17 protein-coding genes are annotated in these 19591 nt (G+C 29.9%); 9 read left to right on the top strand and 8 right to left on the bottom strand.

What is annotated here, in order from left to right; translation table 11 throughout:
- Positions 1 to 30: 30 nt before the first annotated feature.
- The 6 genes from KV700_RS14830 to KV700_RS14805 form a co-directional block, all read right to left on the bottom strand.
- The gene (locus KV700_RS14830; RefSeq protein ID WP_218598349.1) at positions 31 to 762 is read right to left on the bottom strand and encodes a metallophosphoesterase family protein; all 732 of its coding nucleotides are present in this window, start codon (positions 760 to 762) and stop codon (positions 31 to 33) included.
- A 69-nt stretch (positions 763 to 831) separates the two neighbouring features.
- Positions 832 to 2106, bottom strand: a complete 1275-nt coding sequence (locus KV700_RS14825) for an outer membrane protein assembly factor (RefSeq protein ID WP_368384761.1) — start codon at positions 2104 to 2106, stop codon at positions 832 to 834.
- Positions 2106 to 3509, bottom strand: coding sequence for a hypothetical protein (locus KV700_RS14820; RefSeq protein ID WP_218598348.1), 1404 nt, complete (start codon positions 3507 to 3509; stop codon positions 2106 to 2108). Before KV700_RS14820 ends, KV700_RS14825 begins: the two co-directional genes overlap by 1 nt.
- Positions 3510 to 3515: 6 nt before the next feature.
- Entirely contained in the window at positions 3516 to 4349 is an 834-nt protein-coding gene (locus KV700_RS14815) for a universal stress protein (RefSeq protein WP_218598347.1), read from the bottom strand.
- Positions 4350 to 4430: 81 nt separating this feature from the next.
- Complete coding sequence (locus KV700_RS14810) at positions 4431 to 5435, bottom strand: glycoside hydrolase (RefSeq protein WP_218598346.1); 1005 nt, start codon at positions 5433 to 5435, stop codon at positions 4431 to 4433.
- A gap of 25 nt (positions 5436 to 5460) precedes the next feature.
- Positions 5461 to 6354 (bottom strand): transporter, encoded by an 894-nt coding sequence (locus tag KV700_RS14805; RefSeq protein ID WP_218598345.1) that lies wholly within the window; start codon positions 6352 to 6354, stop codon positions 5461 to 5463.
- Between the two features lie 159 nt (positions 6355 to 6513).
- On the opposite strand from KV700_RS14805, the gene KV700_RS14800 reads away from it, so the two are divergent.
- The 8 genes from KV700_RS14800 to KV700_RS14765 all read left to right on the top strand — a co-directional run bounded on the left by KV700_RS14800 (position 6514) and on the right by KV700_RS14765 (position 15723).
- The gene (locus KV700_RS14800) at positions 6514 to 7863 is read left to right on the top strand and encodes an NAD(P)/FAD-dependent oxidoreductase (protein ID WP_218598344.1); all 1350 of its coding nucleotides are present in this window, start codon (positions 6514 to 6516) and stop codon (positions 7861 to 7863) included.
- 85 nt (positions 7864 to 7948) lie between these two features.
- Positions 7949 to 9571 (top strand): 4Fe-4S binding protein, encoded by a 1623-nt coding sequence (locus KV700_RS14795; RefSeq protein ID WP_218598343.1) that lies wholly within the window; start codon positions 7949 to 7951, stop codon positions 9569 to 9571.
- 156 nt (positions 9572 to 9727) lie between these two features.
- Positions 9728 to 10204: a toxin-antitoxin system YwqK family antitoxin gene (locus tag KV700_RS14790; protein ID WP_166386524.1), complete on the top strand. Its 477-nt coding sequence runs from the start codon at positions 9728 to 9730 to the stop codon at positions 10202 to 10204.
- Complete coding sequence (locus KV700_RS14785) at positions 10201 to 10896, top strand: glycosyltransferase family 2 protein (RefSeq protein ID WP_218598342.1); 696 nt, start codon at positions 10201 to 10203, stop codon at positions 10894 to 10896. Before KV700_RS14790 ends, KV700_RS14785 begins: the two co-directional genes overlap by 4 nt.
- The gene (locus tag KV700_RS14780; protein ID WP_218598341.1) at positions 10896 to 12386 is read left to right on the top strand and encodes a cellulose synthase family protein; all 1491 of its coding nucleotides are present in this window, start codon (positions 10896 to 10898) and stop codon (positions 12384 to 12386) included. The genes KV700_RS14785 and KV700_RS14780 overlap by 1 nt, the downstream gene beginning before the upstream one ends.
- A complete protein-coding gene (locus tag KV700_RS14775) occupies positions 12386 to 13804 on the top strand; it encodes a mannosyltransferase (protein WP_218598340.1) in 1419 nt (472 codons plus the stop codon). The genes KV700_RS14780 and KV700_RS14775 overlap by 1 nt, the downstream gene beginning before the upstream one ends.
- Positions 13805 to 13865: 61 nt before the next feature.
- The gene (locus KV700_RS14770; RefSeq protein ID WP_166386516.1) at positions 13866 to 14894 is read left to right on the top strand and encodes a LacI family DNA-binding transcriptional regulator; all 1029 of its coding nucleotides are present in this window, start codon (positions 13866 to 13868) and stop codon (positions 14892 to 14894) included.
- Positions 14863 to 15723, top strand: coding sequence for an HAD family hydrolase (locus KV700_RS14765; RefSeq protein WP_317168385.1), 861 nt, complete (start codon positions 14863 to 14865; stop codon positions 15721 to 15723). Before KV700_RS14770 ends, KV700_RS14765 begins: the two co-directional genes overlap by 32 nt.
- A gap of 10 nt (positions 15724 to 15733) precedes the next feature.
- On the opposite strand, the gene KV700_RS14760 is transcribed toward KV700_RS14765, so the two are convergent.
- Together KV700_RS14760 and KV700_RS14755 are read right to left on the bottom strand one after the other, a co-directional pair.
- Entirely contained in the window at positions 15734 to 16576 is an 843-nt protein-coding gene (locus KV700_RS14760) for a glucosaminidase domain-containing protein (RefSeq protein WP_218598339.1), read from the bottom strand.
- Positions 16573 to 17493, bottom strand: a complete 921-nt coding sequence (locus tag KV700_RS14755) for a 1-aminocyclopropane-1-carboxylate deaminase/D-cysteine desulfhydrase (RefSeq protein WP_254713013.1) — start codon at positions 17491 to 17493, stop codon at positions 16573 to 16575. The genes KV700_RS14760 and KV700_RS14755 overlap by 4 nt, the downstream gene beginning before the upstream one ends.
- Positions 17494 to 18144: 651 nt before the next feature.
- Here KV700_RS14755 and KV700_RS14750 point away from each other — a divergent pair.
- Positions 18145 to 19590, top strand: coding sequence for a RimK family protein (locus KV700_RS14750; RefSeq protein WP_166386510.1), 1446 nt, complete (start codon positions 18145 to 18147; stop codon positions 19588 to 19590).
- The last annotated feature ends 1 nt before the right edge of the window (position 19591 follow it).

Raw genomic sequence — 19591 nt, 5'->3', positions numbered from 1 at the left:
GTAGTGAAAGCAGGAAATAGCTTCTAATACTTATTTATTTCTTCCTTTTTCATCAGGGTATAAACTTGGTAAATCATCACTTTGTACAAACTCTTTTGTATCAATATTTAAGCCTGTTACTTTACCTTTAAAAGCAGCTCCAGTATCTACATTCCAAACATTAGCAATATTCATTGGGTTAGGGTTATTATAATTGGTGGTTGGTGTGTGCCCAATGTAAATTTCTTTATAATGCTGTATTCTTTTAGGATAAAAAACAGACTCTTTTTCAATCGTTTTATCTAGCCCTAAAAGCATTTCCCACAAAGACCTATCTAAGTACAACAACTCTTTAAATTCCTCTTTTTCTACTCCGTGCATAGAAGTAAAACCCGCATGTAAAAATAACCTGTTTTCTGTATCTATATAATGTAGAGGTAAATTATCAAAAAAAGCAACATGTTTTTGTTTTTCTTCTGCAGAAAAACCCTCATAACTCTCCATGGTTTCTTTACCGCCATGCATAAACCAAGAGGGATTTACATCATTAGCATCTTCTAGCCAGTTCTGGCACCAAACATCATGGTTTCCTTTGATAAAAATACAATCGAATTTTTGAGATAATTCTATTAAAAACTGAATAACTTGTGCAGATTCACTCCAACCATCTACATAGTCTCCCATGAAAATAATTTTATCACCATCTTTTAATTCAAGCTTATTTAATACCTGAAGTAATGCTTTTAAGCCTCCGTGAATGTCTCCTATTGCAAAAGTTCTCATCTTAATTTTATTTTTTAGCAAAATTAAGTGTTTCTCTTTAAGAAGTAGGAAAGTAATATTAAATTTAGATTAAAAATATTGTCCTATTCCAAAAACTAAACCTCCTTTAGATTGCCCTGGATTGTTAGAAACTCTAAATCCATAATCGATTCTAAAAGTGGCATTGTATATTTTTTTACTGATAAAACGCAGACCAACACCAGAATAAGCTCTTATGTTTTCACTTTTAAAAAAGTCATTTAACTCCCCTCCCGGATTTCTCCAAGAACCAAAATCTGTAAAAACATTAGTCTGAATTGCCAACCATTTTTTGTCTACAACAGTATACCTATATTCTGTATTCCAGAGAAGTACGCCGGTTCCTCTATCTACTAAAATACCAACTCCTCTTAAATTAATATTATTATCTAAAGCAAAGGGAGCAAAAGGTGTATTCTCATTAGATGCTAAACCAAAACGCAATCTATTAGCCCAATTTCCTTTTTCTTTTATTCTTTTATAATAGAAAAAATCGTTCCAAGCAATTAAAAAATCATTCTGAAAAGCAGTACTAGAAGTTACAAACTGTGTATATAAAACACTTTTAAAACCACTTACATATTGGTAATAGTAATCTAAATCGTTATATGTATATACTAATTTAAATAACGTTTTATCTAGATCTAAATTTTGTGGAATTGATGCATCTGTTACTCCTGATAAATATTGGTATTTTTCATTAAAGAAATTTACACCAAAATTAAATTGATTTTTCAGGTTTATTTGATACAAGCCTAATACTTCAAAAGAAGTGTTGTTGTACAAGTAATTTGCAGTTTTGTTGCCAAAGTACAATGGTTCTTCACTTTTCCAGTTTTGATGGCTTAAAGCTATTCCCCATTTTCTAGAAAACAAATTAGGGGCTTTAAAATTGATGCCATAAGAATCGAATCCGTTGTTTTGATAAAACCCACCAAAGGTGATATTTCTTCCTAAAAAATTATAGTCATACAAACCTAATTTATAAGAAAACTGACTGTTTGTAGTTGTCCATAAGTTAACTTCTGGTATGAGTGTAAAGTTTTCTTCAATATGTATATACACCTTATAAAGATGATCTTGAGATTGAAACACTTGATAATAGGCATGACTAACTGCTGGTAATCTTTTTAAAAAAACGATATCTTTTTCTATCGCTATAGAATCTAAAGCGGTTCCTTTTTTTGTATGAATAAGGTTTTGAATAAAGGATTCTTTGATTTTTTTTATCCCTTTAATTTTAACATCAACAATTATATTCTCTTGCGAGAATACAAAAGATGCTATGGATAAAAATAGAAAAAAAAGACTTTTTTTTAAGATCACTATTCTACTGTAAATGTTTTCTGAATAACCAAATTTACCCAATTATCTGTACTTAACCCCATAACAGTTATTTTATATTCTGCATCAAAAATTAAATCTGCCGGAGTTTCTAGGTTAATCTTATCAATTACATTAGCATCTAAATAATATTGAAATGTTTTTTCTTCTGTAAATGTACCCGATAAAAAATTGTCTTCTTTATCTGTAACTACTTGAAGATACTTAACATTCTCTACAAAAGTTCCGTCTAACCAAGTAAATTTAGGCATTAACCTTTCTGAAGTTTCTATAGTAATATCTGTTAACCATTCTGTTGGTCTTGTTTGAATTTTAATTTTTATAGGATCTGATTTATATAATTTATCATCAATAATAAACGTAACAATACACCAACTGTCATTTGTATCTGTTCTAGAATATCTTCTAAGTGCACCATCAAAAGTAGCTTGGTCTGTTATTTTTTTTCTTCGGTAATTAGAAAAATCAGTTTCATCTACTGCAAGGTTATCGGTTTCATAATACCTCATATCAGACGCTCCAACCAAAGGATTGTAATAAATATAAGAAAGGCTTGTAGACCCACTACTACTTGCCCCAAAGGCAGTTGCTTTCTCTATTGTTTTGGTTGCATTAAAATCTAAATATTCTTCTAAATTTCTTGTAATAAAACTTTCTTGAATAACCGTATTCACCCAATTATCTTTACTAACAGCCATCATGGTAAATAGATATTCGGTATCTGCTACTAAATTAACGGGAGTTAATGGCACATTTATATTATTTACAACATTAGTCGTATCAAAATATGTAAATATTTTATCTAAAGTATAGGTTCCAGAAACAAATGTATCGTCTTCTTTTTCTGAAATTACTTCAAAATATATTGCATTATCTGTAACTCCAAAATCTGACCAAGTAAATGTTGGTTTTAATGTTTCTGGAAATTTAATAGTTACTGCGTTTGTCCAACTTGTTGGTTTTGTTTCATTTTTTAAACGAATTGGATTCGATTTATGTAATTCTCCGTCTAACATATAAGTAACCAAACACCAATTCTCATTATCTCCAGACCTTGCAAAACGCTCTAACTTCCCTCCAAAAACAGCTGTTTTTGTTAAATTTTTTCTTCTGTACTTAGAAAAATCCTGATTATCAATATTTAAACTATCTGCTTCATAATACCTAATATCTGTTGCGCCTGCTTCTGGATAATAAAAAATATAAGACAAATTAGTGTTTCCGCTTGCACTTGCTGCACATGCAATAACATTACCTAAATCATTATTAGTGCTAGCAGTTATATATTCTTGTAAATTTCTTGGTACAGTAACGTCATTATCTTCTGTACAAGAGAAGAAAAAAAGGGAAACAAAAATGATAATCAACAAATTTTTAACAGTCATATATCTTTAAATTTTAATCGTAAGAATTGGTAAGGTAGAATGATTTGCAATATCCTCGGCAATACTACCTGCAAAAATATGAGATAATCCTTTTCTACCATGCGTACTTACAGAAATTAAATCTGCGCCTACTGCATTAGAGAAGTTAAGAATACCTTTTTCTATCGTTCTATCGCAAACAAAGTTTACGTTAATCATTCTATCTGTATTTCCTTCTGCCTTCATTAAAAAATTATTTGCCAAAGCAGCCATTTCGGAAGTTGTTTTAAATTCTTCATTGGGCAAGTTTACATATAAAATATGTTTGCGTGCATTTAAAAAATCTACTAATTTTAACATACTTTTAAAAGCAGGTATTCCTTCTTCAGAAAAATCTGTAGCCACCACAATATCTGCAAAATCGGTATTGGTTATTTCATTCTTAATAATTAAAACAGGTAAATCTGCAAATCTGACTACTTTTTCTGTGTTAGAACCTACAAAAAATTCTTTTAGCCCACTTACACCGTGAGATCCCATAATAATTATATCTGCCTTTACTTTTTCTCCAATAGCATTTATTTCACTAAAAACTTTAAAATGCTTAATAATAGGCACCACTTTTACACCTTCTAGATACTCTTTTATAAGAAAATCTTTAAACTTTTTTTCTGCTAATTTTAAAAAATAGATTGCTTTTTCTTGTTGATTGTTTTCACTTTCTGTTAAAGATAGTTCTTGTAAATCTAACATATGTAAAGCATAAATAGTAGCATTATTTTTTTTTGCTAATAATGCTGCGGCTTTTAAAGCATACTCAGAGTGTTTAGAAAAATCTATAGGAACAATTATTTTTTTCATAATAGTGGTTTATTAGTTATAGTTACAAAGTTACTATCTAAACTTAAAAAGATATAAGATATTCGTCATGTTTTGTTCTTTTTAGTCTTGTTTATACAACTTTCTAAGCACAACTTCTGCTGGTTTATTTTGAGGGGTAAATCTATTATCTTTCTCCCCACCTACTTTAGCGTGTGTATGAAACCATTTCCAAATAAAACCACCTGCAAACCAATCTTCTTTCCAAAACTGGTTATGTATTGCTTGCAACCCATTTACCTGCCCTTGCATATTTACCTGCCCATCTACTCTATTTGCATCCCAAGGTTCTTTACCTGTAAAATCTACACTTCTATACCCAAATTCTGTAAATAAAATGGGTTTATTAAATTGCTTTTGTATCTGTGTAATTACTTTTTTATGAGGTTGCCAACCTAACTCGAAATCTTTTACCGATGGCGTTTTTTTATCACTTAAAGGAAAATAAGCATCAATACCAATGTAATCTAAATCTGCCCAAAAGGGAACTCGTTTAAATTCGTCCCAATTTGCAGCATACGTTAGTTTGCCTTTGTAAACCTCTCTAATTTTAACAATTAATTCTTTCCAATAAGTGGGTCTTTGAAGTACAAATTGCTCTAATTCTGTTCCTATACACAAAATATCTGCTTTTAAATCTTGTGCAGCTTTTGCGTAGGTTAAAATAAAATCTGAATAGGTGTCTTCTAAAATAGTCCAATTTTCATCAGAATTCATTTCTATAAGTCCTGTAAATTCTCCTTTCCAAACCCAAATCTGGGGCTTTACCATGATTTTTACATCTGCTGTCTGAAAATTTTTTGCATACTGATGCAATCCGTTTTTAGTTTCACCAAACCATTGCCTGTCATTGTTATGAATTACCGTTGGAGAAGAGAGTTTTTTAATAAAACCAAAAGGCATCAAAGCAACGTAATTGCCTTGTGCCTTTATAATTGGCGAAATATGTTTTATACTTATAGTATCTCTAGACGCTACAAAACTAATTCCGTTTATTTTTTTCTGTTGACTATTGCATGATAACTGAATGAATATCAGCAATAAAAAGAGGAGTTTATATATTTTCATAAAGCCCTAAAAATAGCTTTTTTTTCTAAAACAAAGCTCTTAAACCAACACTAAATGAATTCCCTAAACCTTGAAAGTTATGACCTCTAACAATGTTACTATATAAAGCTTCTAAATTTAAAGTATCATTTAACTGAATCTTACCTCCAAAACCAAGTGAAGTACTATTTTGCTCGAAATCTCCAAGTCTTTGTGAGTGTTGTACAAACCCTAAAACGGTAGTTGTATTTGATGGAAAATAACTCATAAATACACCTGGTGATAATAAAAATGTTTTATTTGCAAAACTATCTTCATCACCAAAACCATATTCAGTATTTAATTCTGTAAACAACTGCCAATCTCCACTAGGCAAAGTATAATCGTAGAAAAATCTATTTTGAAATGACCAAGCAGATTGATCTAAAAACGCCTTTGATTGATCACTATCATCACCTTTTGAGATTACAGGAATATGTAGCGCAGATTGAAAAGAAAAATTACTAATATTTTTAAATGGTTGAATCTTTACTGATGGTGCAATAGAAGAAAAACCATTTCTACTTGAACTAGAATCTTCAAAGTTAAATGGAGAAAAAGTAGACTGACCTCCTAAAGTATTTGATCTGTACTCTATAATAGCACCAACGTTTATTCTATTATTATCTGAAATACCCGTAAAAACCTCTAAAGTTGATGTAAAAAAGGTTTGTCTGCCTTCAACTATTTTTTTAGAAGTACTATTATCTGCTCCTGTAGATTTTGTTTGTGTATATAAGTTATTAAAAAACTTAAGATCCCATTGTCCTTTATCTAATAATTTAGAAGGTGTATAGGTTTGAATGTTACTTTTACTTGTCTCCTCATCATCTTGTCCGTAAGACTGTAAACTGATAATTAATATTGATGCAAAAAGAATTTTAGATAAATTTAGTTTCATGTTTTAGATAGAATTTGTTAATATTTTAAATATCAGTCTACACAATTCTTAAGAACTTACAGTTTTTAAAATTCAGCGTTATTTAAAATCATTCTAAACTAATATTAAGTTTTAAGTTCTTAACTTTAGCTTCGACTTAACCCCCACAAGCAATCAACTATGGAACATATTGTAATAATTGGTAACGGAATCTCTGGTGTTACTGCAGCAAGACATATTAGAAAAAACTCTGATAACAACATAACTATTGTATCTGCAGAAACTAAATATTTCTTTTCTAGAACAGCACTCATGTATGTATACATGGGACACATGAAGTTTGAACACACACAGCCTTATGAAAATTGGTTTTGGAAAAAAAATAGAATCACGCTAAAAGAAGGCTTAGTTGACAACGTTAACACAGATAAAAAACAACTTAATTTTACCAACGGAGAAAAACTTTCTTTTGATAGACTAATTATTGCAACTGGTTCTAAACCTAATAAGTTTGGTTGGCCAGGGCAAGATCTAAATGGCGTTATGGGCATGTACCATAAACAAGATCTAGAAAAATTAGAAAAATATGCTCCAGACAATAAAACCTGCAATAGAGCCGTAATAGTTGGTGGTGGATTGATAGGTATAGAATTGGCAGAAATGTTAAGAAGCAGAAAAATACCTGTTACTTTTTTAGTGCGTGAAGACAGTTTTTGGAACGGAGTTTTACCTGCACAAGAGTCTGAAATGATTAACGAACATATTAAAGAACATCATATAGACTTACGTTTAAGCACCAATTTAAAAGAAATAAGATCTGATGAAAACGGACGCGTAAAATCGATTATTATTGAAGAAACCGGCGAAGAGATTTTCTGTGATGTAGTTGGTTTAACGGCTGGTGTAACACCAAATATAGATTTTCTAAAAGAGTCTGGTATAGAAATAGGTCGTGGTGTAAAAGTAAATCGTTTTTTAGAAACCAATATTCCTAATATTTACGCCATTGGCGATTGTGCAGAACAACATGAAGCTATAGGACAACGTAGAAATATAGAAGCGGTTTGGTACACTGGTAGAATGATGGGCGAAACTTTAGCACAAACAATTTGTGGTAATAAAACAGCCTACAAACCTGGTCATTGGTTTAACTCTGCAAAATTCTTAGACATAGAATACCAAACCTATGGTTGGGTTTTTAGTGAACGAGGCATGAAAGAAAATGAAGCCTATTTTCAATGGAAACACCCAAAAGACCATAAATGTATTACTATTTCTTTTGATAAAAATACCAACAAATTTTTAGGAATAAATACCTTCGGAATTAGAATGCGTCATGAAATTTTTGACAAATGGTTAACCGAAAATAAATCGATAGAACATGTATTAGAATTTTTAGCGGATGCTAATTTTGATCCTGAATTTTTTAAATTACATGAAGTAGAAATTTTAGCAAAATTCAATCAAGAAAACAACACCAACATACAATCCAAAAAGAAAAGCTGGAAACGTATTTTTTCTAAAATTTAACCCCATCAACCTGCAAGGTTTTTAAAGTACAATAATAACTAATACCTACAAGGTCTTTAAGACCTTGCAGCAAATATAAAACTAAATGAAATTCATAAAACAATCAGGTTTAATTATCTTCTTAGCAGGATTAACCTTCTTTATAGCTACCGTTTTTACAGGTTCTTTTAATTTAACACAATCTCAATTAGATACTTTTATTAAAGAAAAAGGATATAAAAGTGAAATTATAAAAGAAGAATTATCTAAGGCAATTGTAACTCAAGAAAATTTAAATATTTTTCAATTCTCTAGCCGCGTTATAAATGCCTACGAAACATCTAACAACCATTATGATGCATTAATTGCAAAATACAATTCAGAAAAAAATTGGGATAAAAAAGGACAACAATTTCAATATAAAATATCAGGAAAACCACATAGCATAAGTTTTGAACTCGCAAAAAAATCTGGTAAAGGTTTGGCTGCAGACAACACCGGTTTGGCTTGGTTTTTAACCTTTGGTTTAGGTATTATTGGTGCGCTTATGTTTATTGTACCTGATGTAATTTTATTAGGTAAACCAGGAATAAAAAATGATGGAATTTTCTTAAGCGCAGTTACCAATCGTGGTTGGATTGGTTGGTTTACTTTTGTATTTCTTGTAACCTTTTATATTCTACTTTATTTTTATCCAGATTTTATTGTAAACTGGGTGTATTTAGTAGAACCAATTAGTTTATCCCTTAGTGGTAACCCTGCAAGTCAATGGTTTTTATACGGTTTTTTATATTGTACAGTAATGTCTGTAATGGCGGTAAGAATGTATATAAAATACCGTCATAATAAATACCAAATTTTAAGAACTACTTCTGTTTTATTCTTTCAAATTGTATTTGCTTTTTTAATTCCAGAAATCTTGGTTCGTTTCGAAAAACCTTGGTACGATTTTAAAAATGCATTCCCTTTAGATTACGATTTTTTCTTTAGATGGAATTTAGATGAACTACTTGCTAGTGGTGGTTTTGGATTATTTATTTTAGTATGGGGAGTTGTTTTAACAATTGTTGTTGTACCCGTAATGGTGTATTTCTTCGGAAAAAGATGGTACTGTTCTTGGGTTTGTGGTTGTGGTGGTTTAGCAGAAACACTAGGAGATCCTTACAGACAAAACTCTAGTAAAACATTACTTTCTTGGAGAGCAGAACGTATTATAATTCACTCTGTATTGGTTTTTGTGTTAGTAATGACAGGTTTTGCTTTGTATACTTTCTTCTCTGGAGATCAACAAGTTTTAGGGATTAAAACACAAACTATTCAAGACATTTATGGCTTTTTAATAGGTGCTATTTTTGCAGGTGTAATTGGTACAGGATTTTATCCAATTTTTGGTAACAGAGTTTGGTGTCGTTTTGGTTGTCCTTTAGCTGCTTATTTAGGTTTTATACAACGTTTTAAATCTAAATTTAGAATTACTACAAACGGAGGTCAATGTATTTCTTGCGGAAACTGTTCTACGTATTGTGAGCAAGGAATTGACGTAAGAGCATACGCACAAAAAGGAGAAAACATTGTACGTTCTAGTTGTGTTGGTTGTGGAGTTTGTTCTGCAGTTTGCCCAAGAGGAGTTTTAAAATTAGAAAACGGACCAGAAGAAGGTAGAATAAACCCTACAGAAATTTTATTAGGAAACGATGTTGACTTAATGGAATTGATGAATAAGAAATAAGCTAATAGCAATACAGTATTCAGCAAAAAATCTCAATGTTCGGTAACAAGGTTGTATTAATTTCTTTTAATTGATAAAACGCTGTCATAAACCTTTGAGAAAACGAAGCGAAAACAAACAAGAACTCAACAAAAATTAGTGAATTTATTTAACAACATGAAAAAATTACCCCTTATTACTTTTCTCTTTTTCTCGTTGATGCTGTTTAGTCAGAAACAATATCATAAAACTTTCTACAAAAACGGATTAATAAAAGAAGAAGGTTGGCTAAACGGTGATAAAAAAACAGCTTTCTGGAAATTTTATTATAAAAATGGAAATATTAAAAAAGAAGGCAGTTTTACTGATAATTTAGAAACCAATTATTGGTATTTTTACACAAAATTTGCAGCCATAGAAAAAGAAGGTCATTTTAACAAAGGTAAGAAAAGAAATTGGTGGTTATTTTATGATAGCAACGGTGATATTACCCACAAGTGTCAATTAAAAAATGATCAAAAAAATGGTTATTGTTTAATTTACAAAAACCGAAAGTTGGTAAAAGCATCGAAATATAAAAATGATAAAAAAATAAAAGAGTGGACAGACTTTTTATCCTTTAAAAAGGAAAACAGTCTAAGTGATTTAAGATGATAAAACCTATTATAAAAGTTATTATACCTGCTTATAACGAGCAGGATTCTATTACAAATGTTATTAATGACATTCCTAAAATTGTTGATGAAATTATAGTAATTAGCAACAACTCTACAGACAATACAGTAATAAACGCTAAAAATGCGGGTGCTACCGTTTTATCAGAAACTAGAAAAGGCTATGGTTACGCATGCTTAAAAGGAATGAATTATATTTCTAACCAAAAACTAAAGCCTGAAATTGTTGTGTTTTTAGATGGTGATTATTCTGATTATCCAGAACAATTAACAGAAATTATTTACCCTATTTTACACGATAATGTAGATTTTGTTATTGGCTCTCGCGTTAAAGAATTAAGAGAAAGTGGTTCTATGACACCACAGCAAGTTTTTGGCAATTGGCTAGCAACATTTTTAATGAAATTATTTTTTGGTGCAAAATTTACAGATTTAGGTCCTTTTAGAGCTATAAAATATACTAAGTTACTAGCCCTAAACATGGAAGACAAAACCTATGGTTGGACCGTAGAAATGCAATTAAAAGCATTAAAGCAAAAATTAAGTTATGTAGAAATCCCTGTAAAATATAGAAATAGAATAGGCGTTTCTAAAGTCTCTGGTACCGTAAAAGGAAGTATCTTTGCAGGAGTTAAAATATTAGGTTGGATTTTTAAATACAGTTTTAAATAGTGGTTATAGAATACATTATTATAATTATTTACTCGTTATCGTTATTGCTCATTTTTATGTATGCTTTGGCGCAGTTAAACCTGCTTTTAAATTATTTAAAAGCAAGAAAGAAAGTAGATAACTCAGAAAAATTTGATTTCTCAAATACAAATGAGATTCCTTATATTACAATACAATTACCCGTTTATAACGAGTTGTATGTAATGGAGCGCTTGTTAAAAAACATTGCGTTATTAGAGTATCCAAGAGAAAAATTAGAAATTCAAGTCTTAGATGATTCTACTGATGAATCTGTAGAAATTACGGCTAAACTTATCAAAGAAATTCAAGCGTTAGGAATAGACATTCAACACACCAGAAGAACTGACAGAAAAGGTTTTAAGGCAGGTGCGTTAAAAGAGGGTTTAAAAACAGCTAAAGGAGAATTTATAGCCATTTTTGATGCAGATTTTTTACCAGAACCAGATTGGTTATATAAAACGATTCCTTATTTTAAAGACTCAAATATTGGTGTTGTTCAAACACGTTGGGGGCACATTAATAGAAATTACTCTACACTTACAAAAATTCAGGCTTTTGCCTTAGACGCTCATTTTACCTTAGAGCAAGTTGGTAGAAATAGTCAAGGACATTTTATAAATTTTAATGGTACCGCAGGTGTTTGGAGAAAAGAATGTATTTATGATGCTGGTAACTGGGAAGGAGACACTCTTACAGAAGATTTAGATTTAAGTTATAGAGCACAATTAAAAAATTGGAAATTTAAATACCTAGAAGAAGTAGTTACTCCTGCAGAATTACCCGTAGTTATTAGCGCAGCAAGATCTCAGCAATTTAGATGGAATAAAGGTGGTGCAGAGAATTTTCAGAAAATGATGAAACGTGTTATTAAAAGTAAAAACGTTTCTTTTAAAACTAAAATTCATAGTTTATTACACCTATTAAATAGCTCTATGTTTACGTGTATTTTCTTGGTGGCTGTTTTAAGCATACCTATGTTGTATATTAAAAATGAATATGCGCATCTAAAAATATACTTTTTTGTAATGAGCTTTTTTGTAATTAGTTCTTTAATATTTTTTATTTGTTATTGGTATATGTTCAAGGCAATCTATGGAGGTGGATTCATCAAATTTATAAAATATATAGGATCCTTTTTCACCTTTTTCTCTATTGCAATGGGTTTTTCTCTACACAATACAATTGCTGTTTTAGAAGGGCATTTAGGTAAAAAAAGTGAATTTATAAGAACTCCAAAATTTAATATCAGTGGATTAAAAGGAGAATGGAAAAGTAATAAGTACATTACCAAAAAACCCTCTTTTCATGTTATTTTAGAAGGCTTATTGGCTCTTTACTTTGTATTTGGAATGTATAGTGCCTTTATTGTAGGAGACCAGGGTGGAGATTTTGGTTTGTTTCCTTTTCACTTTATGCTTTTTATAGGTTATAGTTATGTATTCTTTAAATCTATATTCTCTAAAGCTTAATGTTGTCTTTTTCAAAATATAAAGACCTAGTACTAATTTTAATTAGCACACTATTATATTTTGCTTTTGCCTATTTTTTAGAAAGAACAGAATTCTATAAACTTTTATTTTTATGGTTTTCCCTTTTCATCTCTTTCTATTTTTTAATAAAAAGTAAATCAATAAATACTTCAACTTTAATTGGATTAGTTATTCTTTTTAGGTTGATTTTTCTCTTCGCGATCCCAAATTTATCTCAAGATTTCTACAGGTTTATTTGGGATGGACGTATGATTCTTGAAGGATTAAACCCATATTTATCATTACCAGAAACCTATATTCAACAAGGGCTTCACCCAGTAGCAGAAACATCTAGCTTATATGCTGGCATGGGCGAGATGAACGGAAGTCATTTTACGAATTACCCACCTATTAACCAGCTTTGTTTTTTAATTGCAGCACTATTTGCTAGTAAAAGTATCTTTGGTTCTATTGTTGTTTTAAGGTTGATTATTATTCTTGCTGATATTGGAATTCTGTACTTCGGAAAAAAACTACTAGAAAGATTAAACTTGCCTGTAAAAAACATTTTTTTGTATGCCCTAAATCCGTTTATAATTATAGAAATGACGGGGAACTTACATTTTGAACCGGTTATGTTATTTTTCTTAATTTGGAGTTTATACAAATTACAGCAACAGAAATGGATATGGGCCGCAGTACTTTTAGGTTGTTCAGTTTCTGTAAAGTTAATTCCACTATTGTTTTTACCGTTGTTTTTTCAATGGTTTGTTCATAAATCATCCAATAAAAGAGAAATTACCTCATCAGAAACATCTCTTAATACCTTTAAGATAAAATGGATTCCTGCCCTCGCAGGATTAAAAAAATTAGTAGCCTTTTATGCAATAATTTTAATAACTATAATCATTTTATTTCTTCCTTTTTATTCATCAGAATTTATTAATAATTATGCTAATTCTGTAGGTTTATGGTTTCGTAATTTTGAATTCAATGCAAGTTTTTATTATATTTTTAGAGAAATTGGCTACTTGTTTAGAGGCTATAATGAGATTGCAATTATTGGAAAAATTACGCCCATTTTAACCATTCTATTCCTTATAATAATCACTTTTTTCAGAAAAAACAAATCTATAATTCAATTAATCACAGCATTATTATTCGGATTGTGTTTTTATTATTTTACAGCAACAACAGTGCACCCTTGGTACCTTGCAACACCTTTAATTTTATCTGTTTTTACAAAATATCGCTTCCCTGTAATTTGGACAATTGTAATTATTTTCAGTTATCAAGCCTATGCAAATACGCCATGGAAAGAAAACCTATGGTTTGTTAGTTTAGAGTATATTGCTCTCTATGGATTCCTTCTTTTTGAGCTTCTAAAGAATCGTCAATATTATAAAATTGTAAAATAATCAATTTTAGCTATTATATTCCGAGAATTTTGTATTTTAGTCTTTAATTTTTTAATCAAATATGAAAAGACTTACCATAAAAGACATTGCTAAAGAATTTAATGTTTCTATTTCTACTGTTTCTAAAGCACTTAACGACAGTTATGAAATAAGCGTAAGCACAAAAGATAAAATTCAAAAATACGCAAAAGAAAAAAACTACAAACCTAACTTTAATGCACTAAGTTTAAAGAATAGACAAACCAAAACGATTGGAATTATAATTCCGAATATGTTAAACTATTTTTTTGCTCAGGTATTTAACGGAATTGAAAAAGTTGCTAACGACCGAGGATATAAAATAATTTCATGTATTTCTAACGAATCTTTTAAGAAAGAAGTAGAAACTATAGAAACACTTTCTAACGGAAGTATAGATGGTTTTATATTATCTCTTGCAGAAGAAACGGTTTCTAAAGGAGATTATAAACACTTTCAAGAAGTTTTAGACAATGATACTCCTATAGTTATGTTTGATAGGGTTGCAGATAAATTAAAGTGCGACAAAGTGGTTACAGATAATTTTGATAGTGCTAGAAGTACCGTTTCTTATCTAGTAAAATCTGGTCATAAAAATATTGCCTTTATTTCTACAATGAATAATTTAGATATTGGAAGAAGAAGACAATTAGGTTATTTAAAAGGTTTAGAAGATTATAATATTAAAGCCGAAAAAAATCTCATTATAAATATAGATGATAACTATAAAAACTACGAGAATATCTTAACACCTATTTTTAAAGACAATACCATAGATAGTGTTATTGCTACAGATGAATCTTCTGCTATTGCCGCAATGAAGGTAGCTATAAAACAAGGACATAAAATACCAGAAAACTTTTCTGTTATTTCTTTTTCTAACGGAATCTTAGCAAGGCATTCTAGCCCCAGAATGACTACAGTTAGCCAACATGGAGAAATTATGGGTGCTACAGCTGCAGAAATGCTTATAAACCGATTAGAAGACAAATCTAAAGTTAAGAAAAAGGCTGAAACTGTTATTGTAAAAACAGATTTAGTTGAAAGAAATTCTACTAAAAAAATATTATAATTACACCTCTATTTACAACACAATGAATTTATCTAAAGTAAAATTAGTAGTTTCCGATATGGATGGAACATTACTAAACTCCAAAGGAGAAGTAAGCCCTTTATTCTTTGACTTATTTAAACAATTAAAAGAAAAAAATATTATTTTTTGCGCAGCCAGCGGAAGACAATACAATAGCATCGTTTCTAAACTAGACGCTATTAAAAATGATATTTATATAATTGCAGAAAATGGTGGAATTGCTAAAAAAAACGAAGAAGTACTCGTATTAAATTTACTTTCTGCAGATAAAATTAAAAAAATTCTTCCTGTTTTAAAAAATATAGAAAACACTCATGTTGTTTTATGTGGAAAAAATGGCGCATTTATAGATTCTAAAAATGAAGATTTCATCGATTTATTTCAAGAATATTATAGCAAATTTCAAGTTGTAGATGATTTATATAGCATTATAAATAATGAAGATTTCTTAAAAGTAGCAATTTATCATTTTACATCTTCAGAAGAATATATATACCCAGTTATAAAAGATTTTGATGACGACTTATTAATTAAAATCTCTGGAAAAAACTGGTTAGATATTTCTGACAAAAAAGCAAATAAAGGTAATGCTTTAAGAAAGGTTCAACAAATTTTAAATATTACCAAAGAAGAAACAATGGTTTTTGGTGATTACCACAATGATATAGAAATGCTAAGAGAGGCAGATTTTAGTTTTTCTATGAAAAATGCTCATAAAGATATTACCAAAATTGCTAATTACGCAACCGAAAGTAATGACAATTATGGCGTAGAAAAGGTATTGAAACAGTTATTAGATACAAAATAGCAGACTTACTTTATTTAGTAAGCAAATGTTGTCCAATAGAAATTACGTTATCTGTTAAGCCATTAATTTCTTTAATTACCCCAACAGTTGTATTAAATTTTCTGGCAATAGAGTATAACGTATCTCCTTTTTTAACTTCATAGTAATTACCAATAGTTTTTTGGGGAATTCTATCCCCAATCACAACTTTTGTGTTATTATCTTCACCATTAAAACCTTTGCTTTTTATTTTATCAAATTCATGCAATCTGTATTCTTCAATAATTTTGATAAGCTTATGAGGATATTGCCTATCTGTAGCATACCCTGCCCTTTTTAATCCTTTAGCCCACCCTTTATAATCGTCACTATCATAGTCAAACAAAAAAGCATACCTTTTTCTTTGTGTTAAAAAGGCAGAATGATCATCAAAAGAAGATTCTACATATTGATATTTTCTAAAGCATTCTCCTTTATGATCATCATCATGATAAACACGTTCTCCTTGCCATTGGCTATGACACTTTATACCAAAGTGATTGTTAGATTTTAAAGCCAATTCACTCCTTCCTCTGCCCGATTCTAGAATACCTTGTGCTAGCGTAATACTAGCAGGTATACTATGTAAATGCATTTCTTTAACAGAAACGGCTGCATATTTTCTAATATAATCTAACGTGTGTTTATTTAAGTTTGAGTTTTTAGTTATTATATCTTTAGTTCGTTCTACTTCACTTGATGTAGGTATTTTTACAGGTTTTGGTTCATTTAAAACAACTCCAGCATCTCTCTTGGTTCTACTAGCTTTTTTGCTAGACCCACAACTTGATAAAACTAACAAACTAATACAAAATAATATAACTCTTAACTTCATATACTTTTAATTATTGGCTCATTTTTCTTCTCTAACATTAGGTTAAACCCAGCTATTCCCTGAATACCACCTGTATGAATTGCTAAAATTTTAGTTCCTTCAGCAAAGAAATCTTTTTTTATTAAATCTACAATACCAAACACCATTTTACCTGTATAAATAGGGTCTAATAAAATACCTGTTTTATCTGTAAAATCGTTAATAAATGTAATTAACGATTCGTCATGCTTCGCATAACCTCCAAAATGATATCCTTTTTGTAATTTCCAATTATCATTTTTTATGGTATATTTTTTTATTTCTTCAGATAAAAAATTACCTTTTAATGCAGGAAAACCTAATACTTTCTGTTTCCTTTTTAAAGACTTTATTAAACCAGCTAACGTACCTCCAGTACCAACTGCAGCACACACATAATTAAATTGAGCATCTTCTTTTGTTAAAATTTCTTCACAGCCATTAACCGCTAAAAAATTTGTTCCGCCTTCAGGAATTAAATAAAAATCGCCCCATTTATTTTTCATTTTCTCTATAAAACCAAACGACGTTTTTTGTCTGTATAATTCTCTAGATACAAAATGAAATTTCATACCATGATCATGTGCAACTTTTAAAGTTGGGTTTTCTTCTAAAGTTTGTTCTAGATTCTTCCCCAATTCCTCGCCTCTAATAATACCAAAAGTTTTTAAACCCTCCATTTTACCAGCAACTGCAGTTGCAACAATATGATTAGAATACGCACCTCCAAAAGTAAGTACCGCCTTCTTTTTAAGCTTTTTAGCTTCTTCTAAATTGTATTTTAACTTTCTAAATTTATTACCCGAAACAAAAGGGTGAATTAAATCTTCTCTTTTTATAAAAAGTTCTATATTTTTTTCTTCTAAAATTGGAAGAAAAACTTGTTGGTTTTCAGCGATAAAATCACTCTCGAAAAAAGTATGGTTTGTATTACTCAATGTTAAGAATTTGTTACGGCAAAAATAACAGATATTATTTTGATAGCTACATAATCTTCGCTTTTTAAAGTAAAAACTACTGCTTAACTTATAATATTAGAAAAAAAGACCCAAAATGCCTTTAAATTAAACGCTTACCTAAAAATTTCCTACTAAAAAAGCTTACAAATAGCCGCAAAAGAAGGAAACTATTCAATTTAGATTTTAAAAACAGGTATTAAACACAGAAATAAGCATTTAATTTTATGAGAGTATCATGAAAAAAAGTCCAATCTACCTATATAAAAAGAAATATATTATTGTTTTTTCGACGAGATAAAAGTAAATCTAAAGTACTTAAAAAACAAACAGCAATCCAGCACTACAAGAACAAACCAAATAGTTGCTTATTTTAAGCAATAAAAAACTATTAGAAATTGAAATTTTCATCAATAGTAAACACAAAACCTCATTAAAAAAGACAAACATAACGTTCATTAGCTACTGTTAATATGAAAGTTAACCATAAAAAATCAACAGAAAAATAATTGCATTTATTTTGTAACTTATGTATTTTCAATCAAAAAAAAGTATAATTTTACTTAAAATACATATCGCGATTATGCTCCATAAATGAACAAATATATTGTTGCCAATCAACCAGAAAAATGGCTTTTTTCTATTGATAATATTACCGTAATTTCCTCACAAGAATATCTTACCAATCCTAAATATTCTACCATAAAAAAAGCGAGGATATTTAATCTTTGTAAAAACTACAGCTACCAATCTAAAGGATACTATGTTTCTCTTTTAGCAGAAGCTAGAGGGCATTTAGCCATACCTACCGTAAAAAACATTGTAGATTTAAAAACATTGAAGCTTGTAAAAATAGTTTCAGAAGAGTTTGAAGACGAGATTCAGCAAAGTTTAAAAAACATTAAATCGAGATCTTTTACTTTAAGTATTTATTTTGGTCAGAATGTTGCACAAAAATACAAAGGATTAAGTAGCTTGTTTTACAAACATTTTCAAGTACCTTTTTTACGTGTAAATTTCAGTTTTAACAACAAGTGGAACATCCAAAGCATTAAAGCTATTTCTGAATCTGAAATACCAAATGAACACTTAGAAAGTGTCTATGAATTTGCGAATCAGTATTTTTCTAAAAAACGTTATGACACGCCTAAACTAATCACTTCAGATTTTGATTTGGCCATATTAGTGGATCCAAATGATCCTGCACCACCAAGCAATGCAAAAGCACTAAAAAAGTTTGTAGACATTGCTGAAAAAATGAATATTTATGCAGAAATTATTGAGCCAAAAGACCTCAGTAGATTATCCTCTTTTGATGCTTTATTTATCCGCCAAAGTACCGAAGTAAATAATGAAGCCTATGCCTTTGCGCGTAAAGCACAGCAAGAAGGTATTGCAATTATAGATTACCCAGACGCTATTTTAAAATGTTGCAACAAGGTTTTTATGGCAGAAGCTTTAAACAATGCCAATATTGCGACTCCAAAAACAATTATAGTTCATAAAGATAATATGGACGCTGTTATTGATAAGGTAGGTTTACCATGTGTGCTAAAGGCACCAGATTCTACTTTTTCTTTTGGCGTGAAAAAAGCAAAAACAGAAAGCGAGTATTATAATTTAGTAAATGAAATGCTTAAAGAATCTGAACTTATCATTGCGCAAGAGTTCTGCCCTTCTGATTACGATTGGAGAATTGGTATTATAGATGATAAACCCTTTTTTGCCTGCAAATACTACATGGCAAAAGGACATTGGCAAATTTACAATTGGAGTGCGAAAAAGAAAAATGAACAAGATGGAGATGCAGATTGTTTGCCTATAGAAAAAGTACCAAAAGTAGTTTTAGACATGGCTTTAAAGTCGGCCAGAATTATGGGAAAAGGACTTTATGGAATAGACATAAAAGTAGTGAATAATAAACCAATGGTTATTGAAATTAACGACAACCCGAATGTAGATTTTGGTGTTGAAGATGCTTTCTATGGTGATTTGGTGTACACCGAAATTTTATCAGCATTAAAAAAACGTTTAGAATAAA

This window comes from Polaribacter sp. NJDZ03 (assembly GCF_019263805.1).
Lineage (GTDB): Bacteria > Bacteroidota > Bacteroidia > Flavobacteriales > Flavobacteriaceae > Polaribacter.
The sequence above is the reverse complement of the archived record's forward strand: the minus strand, read 5'-3'. Positions and strand labels throughout refer to the sequence as shown.

Bases quoted from the DNA above. Each gene is read 5' to 3' on its own strand.
- KV700_RS14790 (WP_166386524.1), top strand. From the start codon at position 9,728: ATGAAAAAATTACCCCTTATTACTTTTCTCTTTTTCTCGTTGATGCTG.
- KV700_RS14775 (WP_218598340.1), top strand. From the start codon at position 12,386: ATGTTGTCTTTTTCAAAATATAAAGACCTAGTACTAATTTTAATTAGC.
- KV700_RS14750 (WP_166386510.1), top strand. From the start codon at position 18,145: ATGAACAAATATATTGTTGCCAATCAACCAGAAAAATGGCTTTTTTCT.
- KV700_RS14785 (WP_218598342.1), top strand. From the start codon at position 10,201: ATGATAAAACCTATTATAAAAGTTATTATACCTGCTTATAACGAGCAG.
- KV700_RS14795 (WP_218598343.1), top strand. From the start codon at position 7,949: ATGAAATTCATAAAACAATCAGGTTTAATTATCTTCTTAGCAGGATTA.
- KV700_RS14815 (WP_218598347.1), bottom strand. From the start codon at position 4,349: ATGAAAAAAATAATTGTTCCTATAGATTTTTCTAAACACTCTGAGTAT.
- KV700_RS14810 (WP_218598346.1), bottom strand. From the start codon at position 5,435: ATGAAAATATATAAACTCCTCTTTTTATTGCTGATATTCATTCAGTTA.
- KV700_RS14805 (WP_218598345.1), bottom strand. From the start codon at position 6,354: ATGAAACTAAATTTATCTAAAATTCTTTTTGCATCAATATTAATTATC.
- KV700_RS14760 (WP_218598339.1), bottom strand. From the start codon at position 16,576: ATGAAGTTAAGAGTTATATTATTTTGTATTAGTTTGTTAGTTTTATCA.
- KV700_RS14770 (WP_166386516.1), top strand. From the start codon at position 13,866: ATGAAAAGACTTACCATAAAAGACATTGCTAAAGAATTTAATGTTTCT.
- KV700_RS14800 (WP_218598344.1), top strand. From the start codon at position 6,514: ATGGAACATATTGTAATAATTGGTAACGGAATCTCTGGTGTTACTGCA.
- KV700_RS14830 (WP_218598349.1), bottom strand. From the start codon at position 762: ATGAGAACTTTTGCAATAGGAGACATTCACGGAGGCTTAAAAGCATTA.
- KV700_RS14820 (WP_218598348.1), bottom strand. From the start codon at position 3,509: ATGACTGTTAAAAATTTGTTGATTATCATTTTTGTTTCCCTTTTTTTC.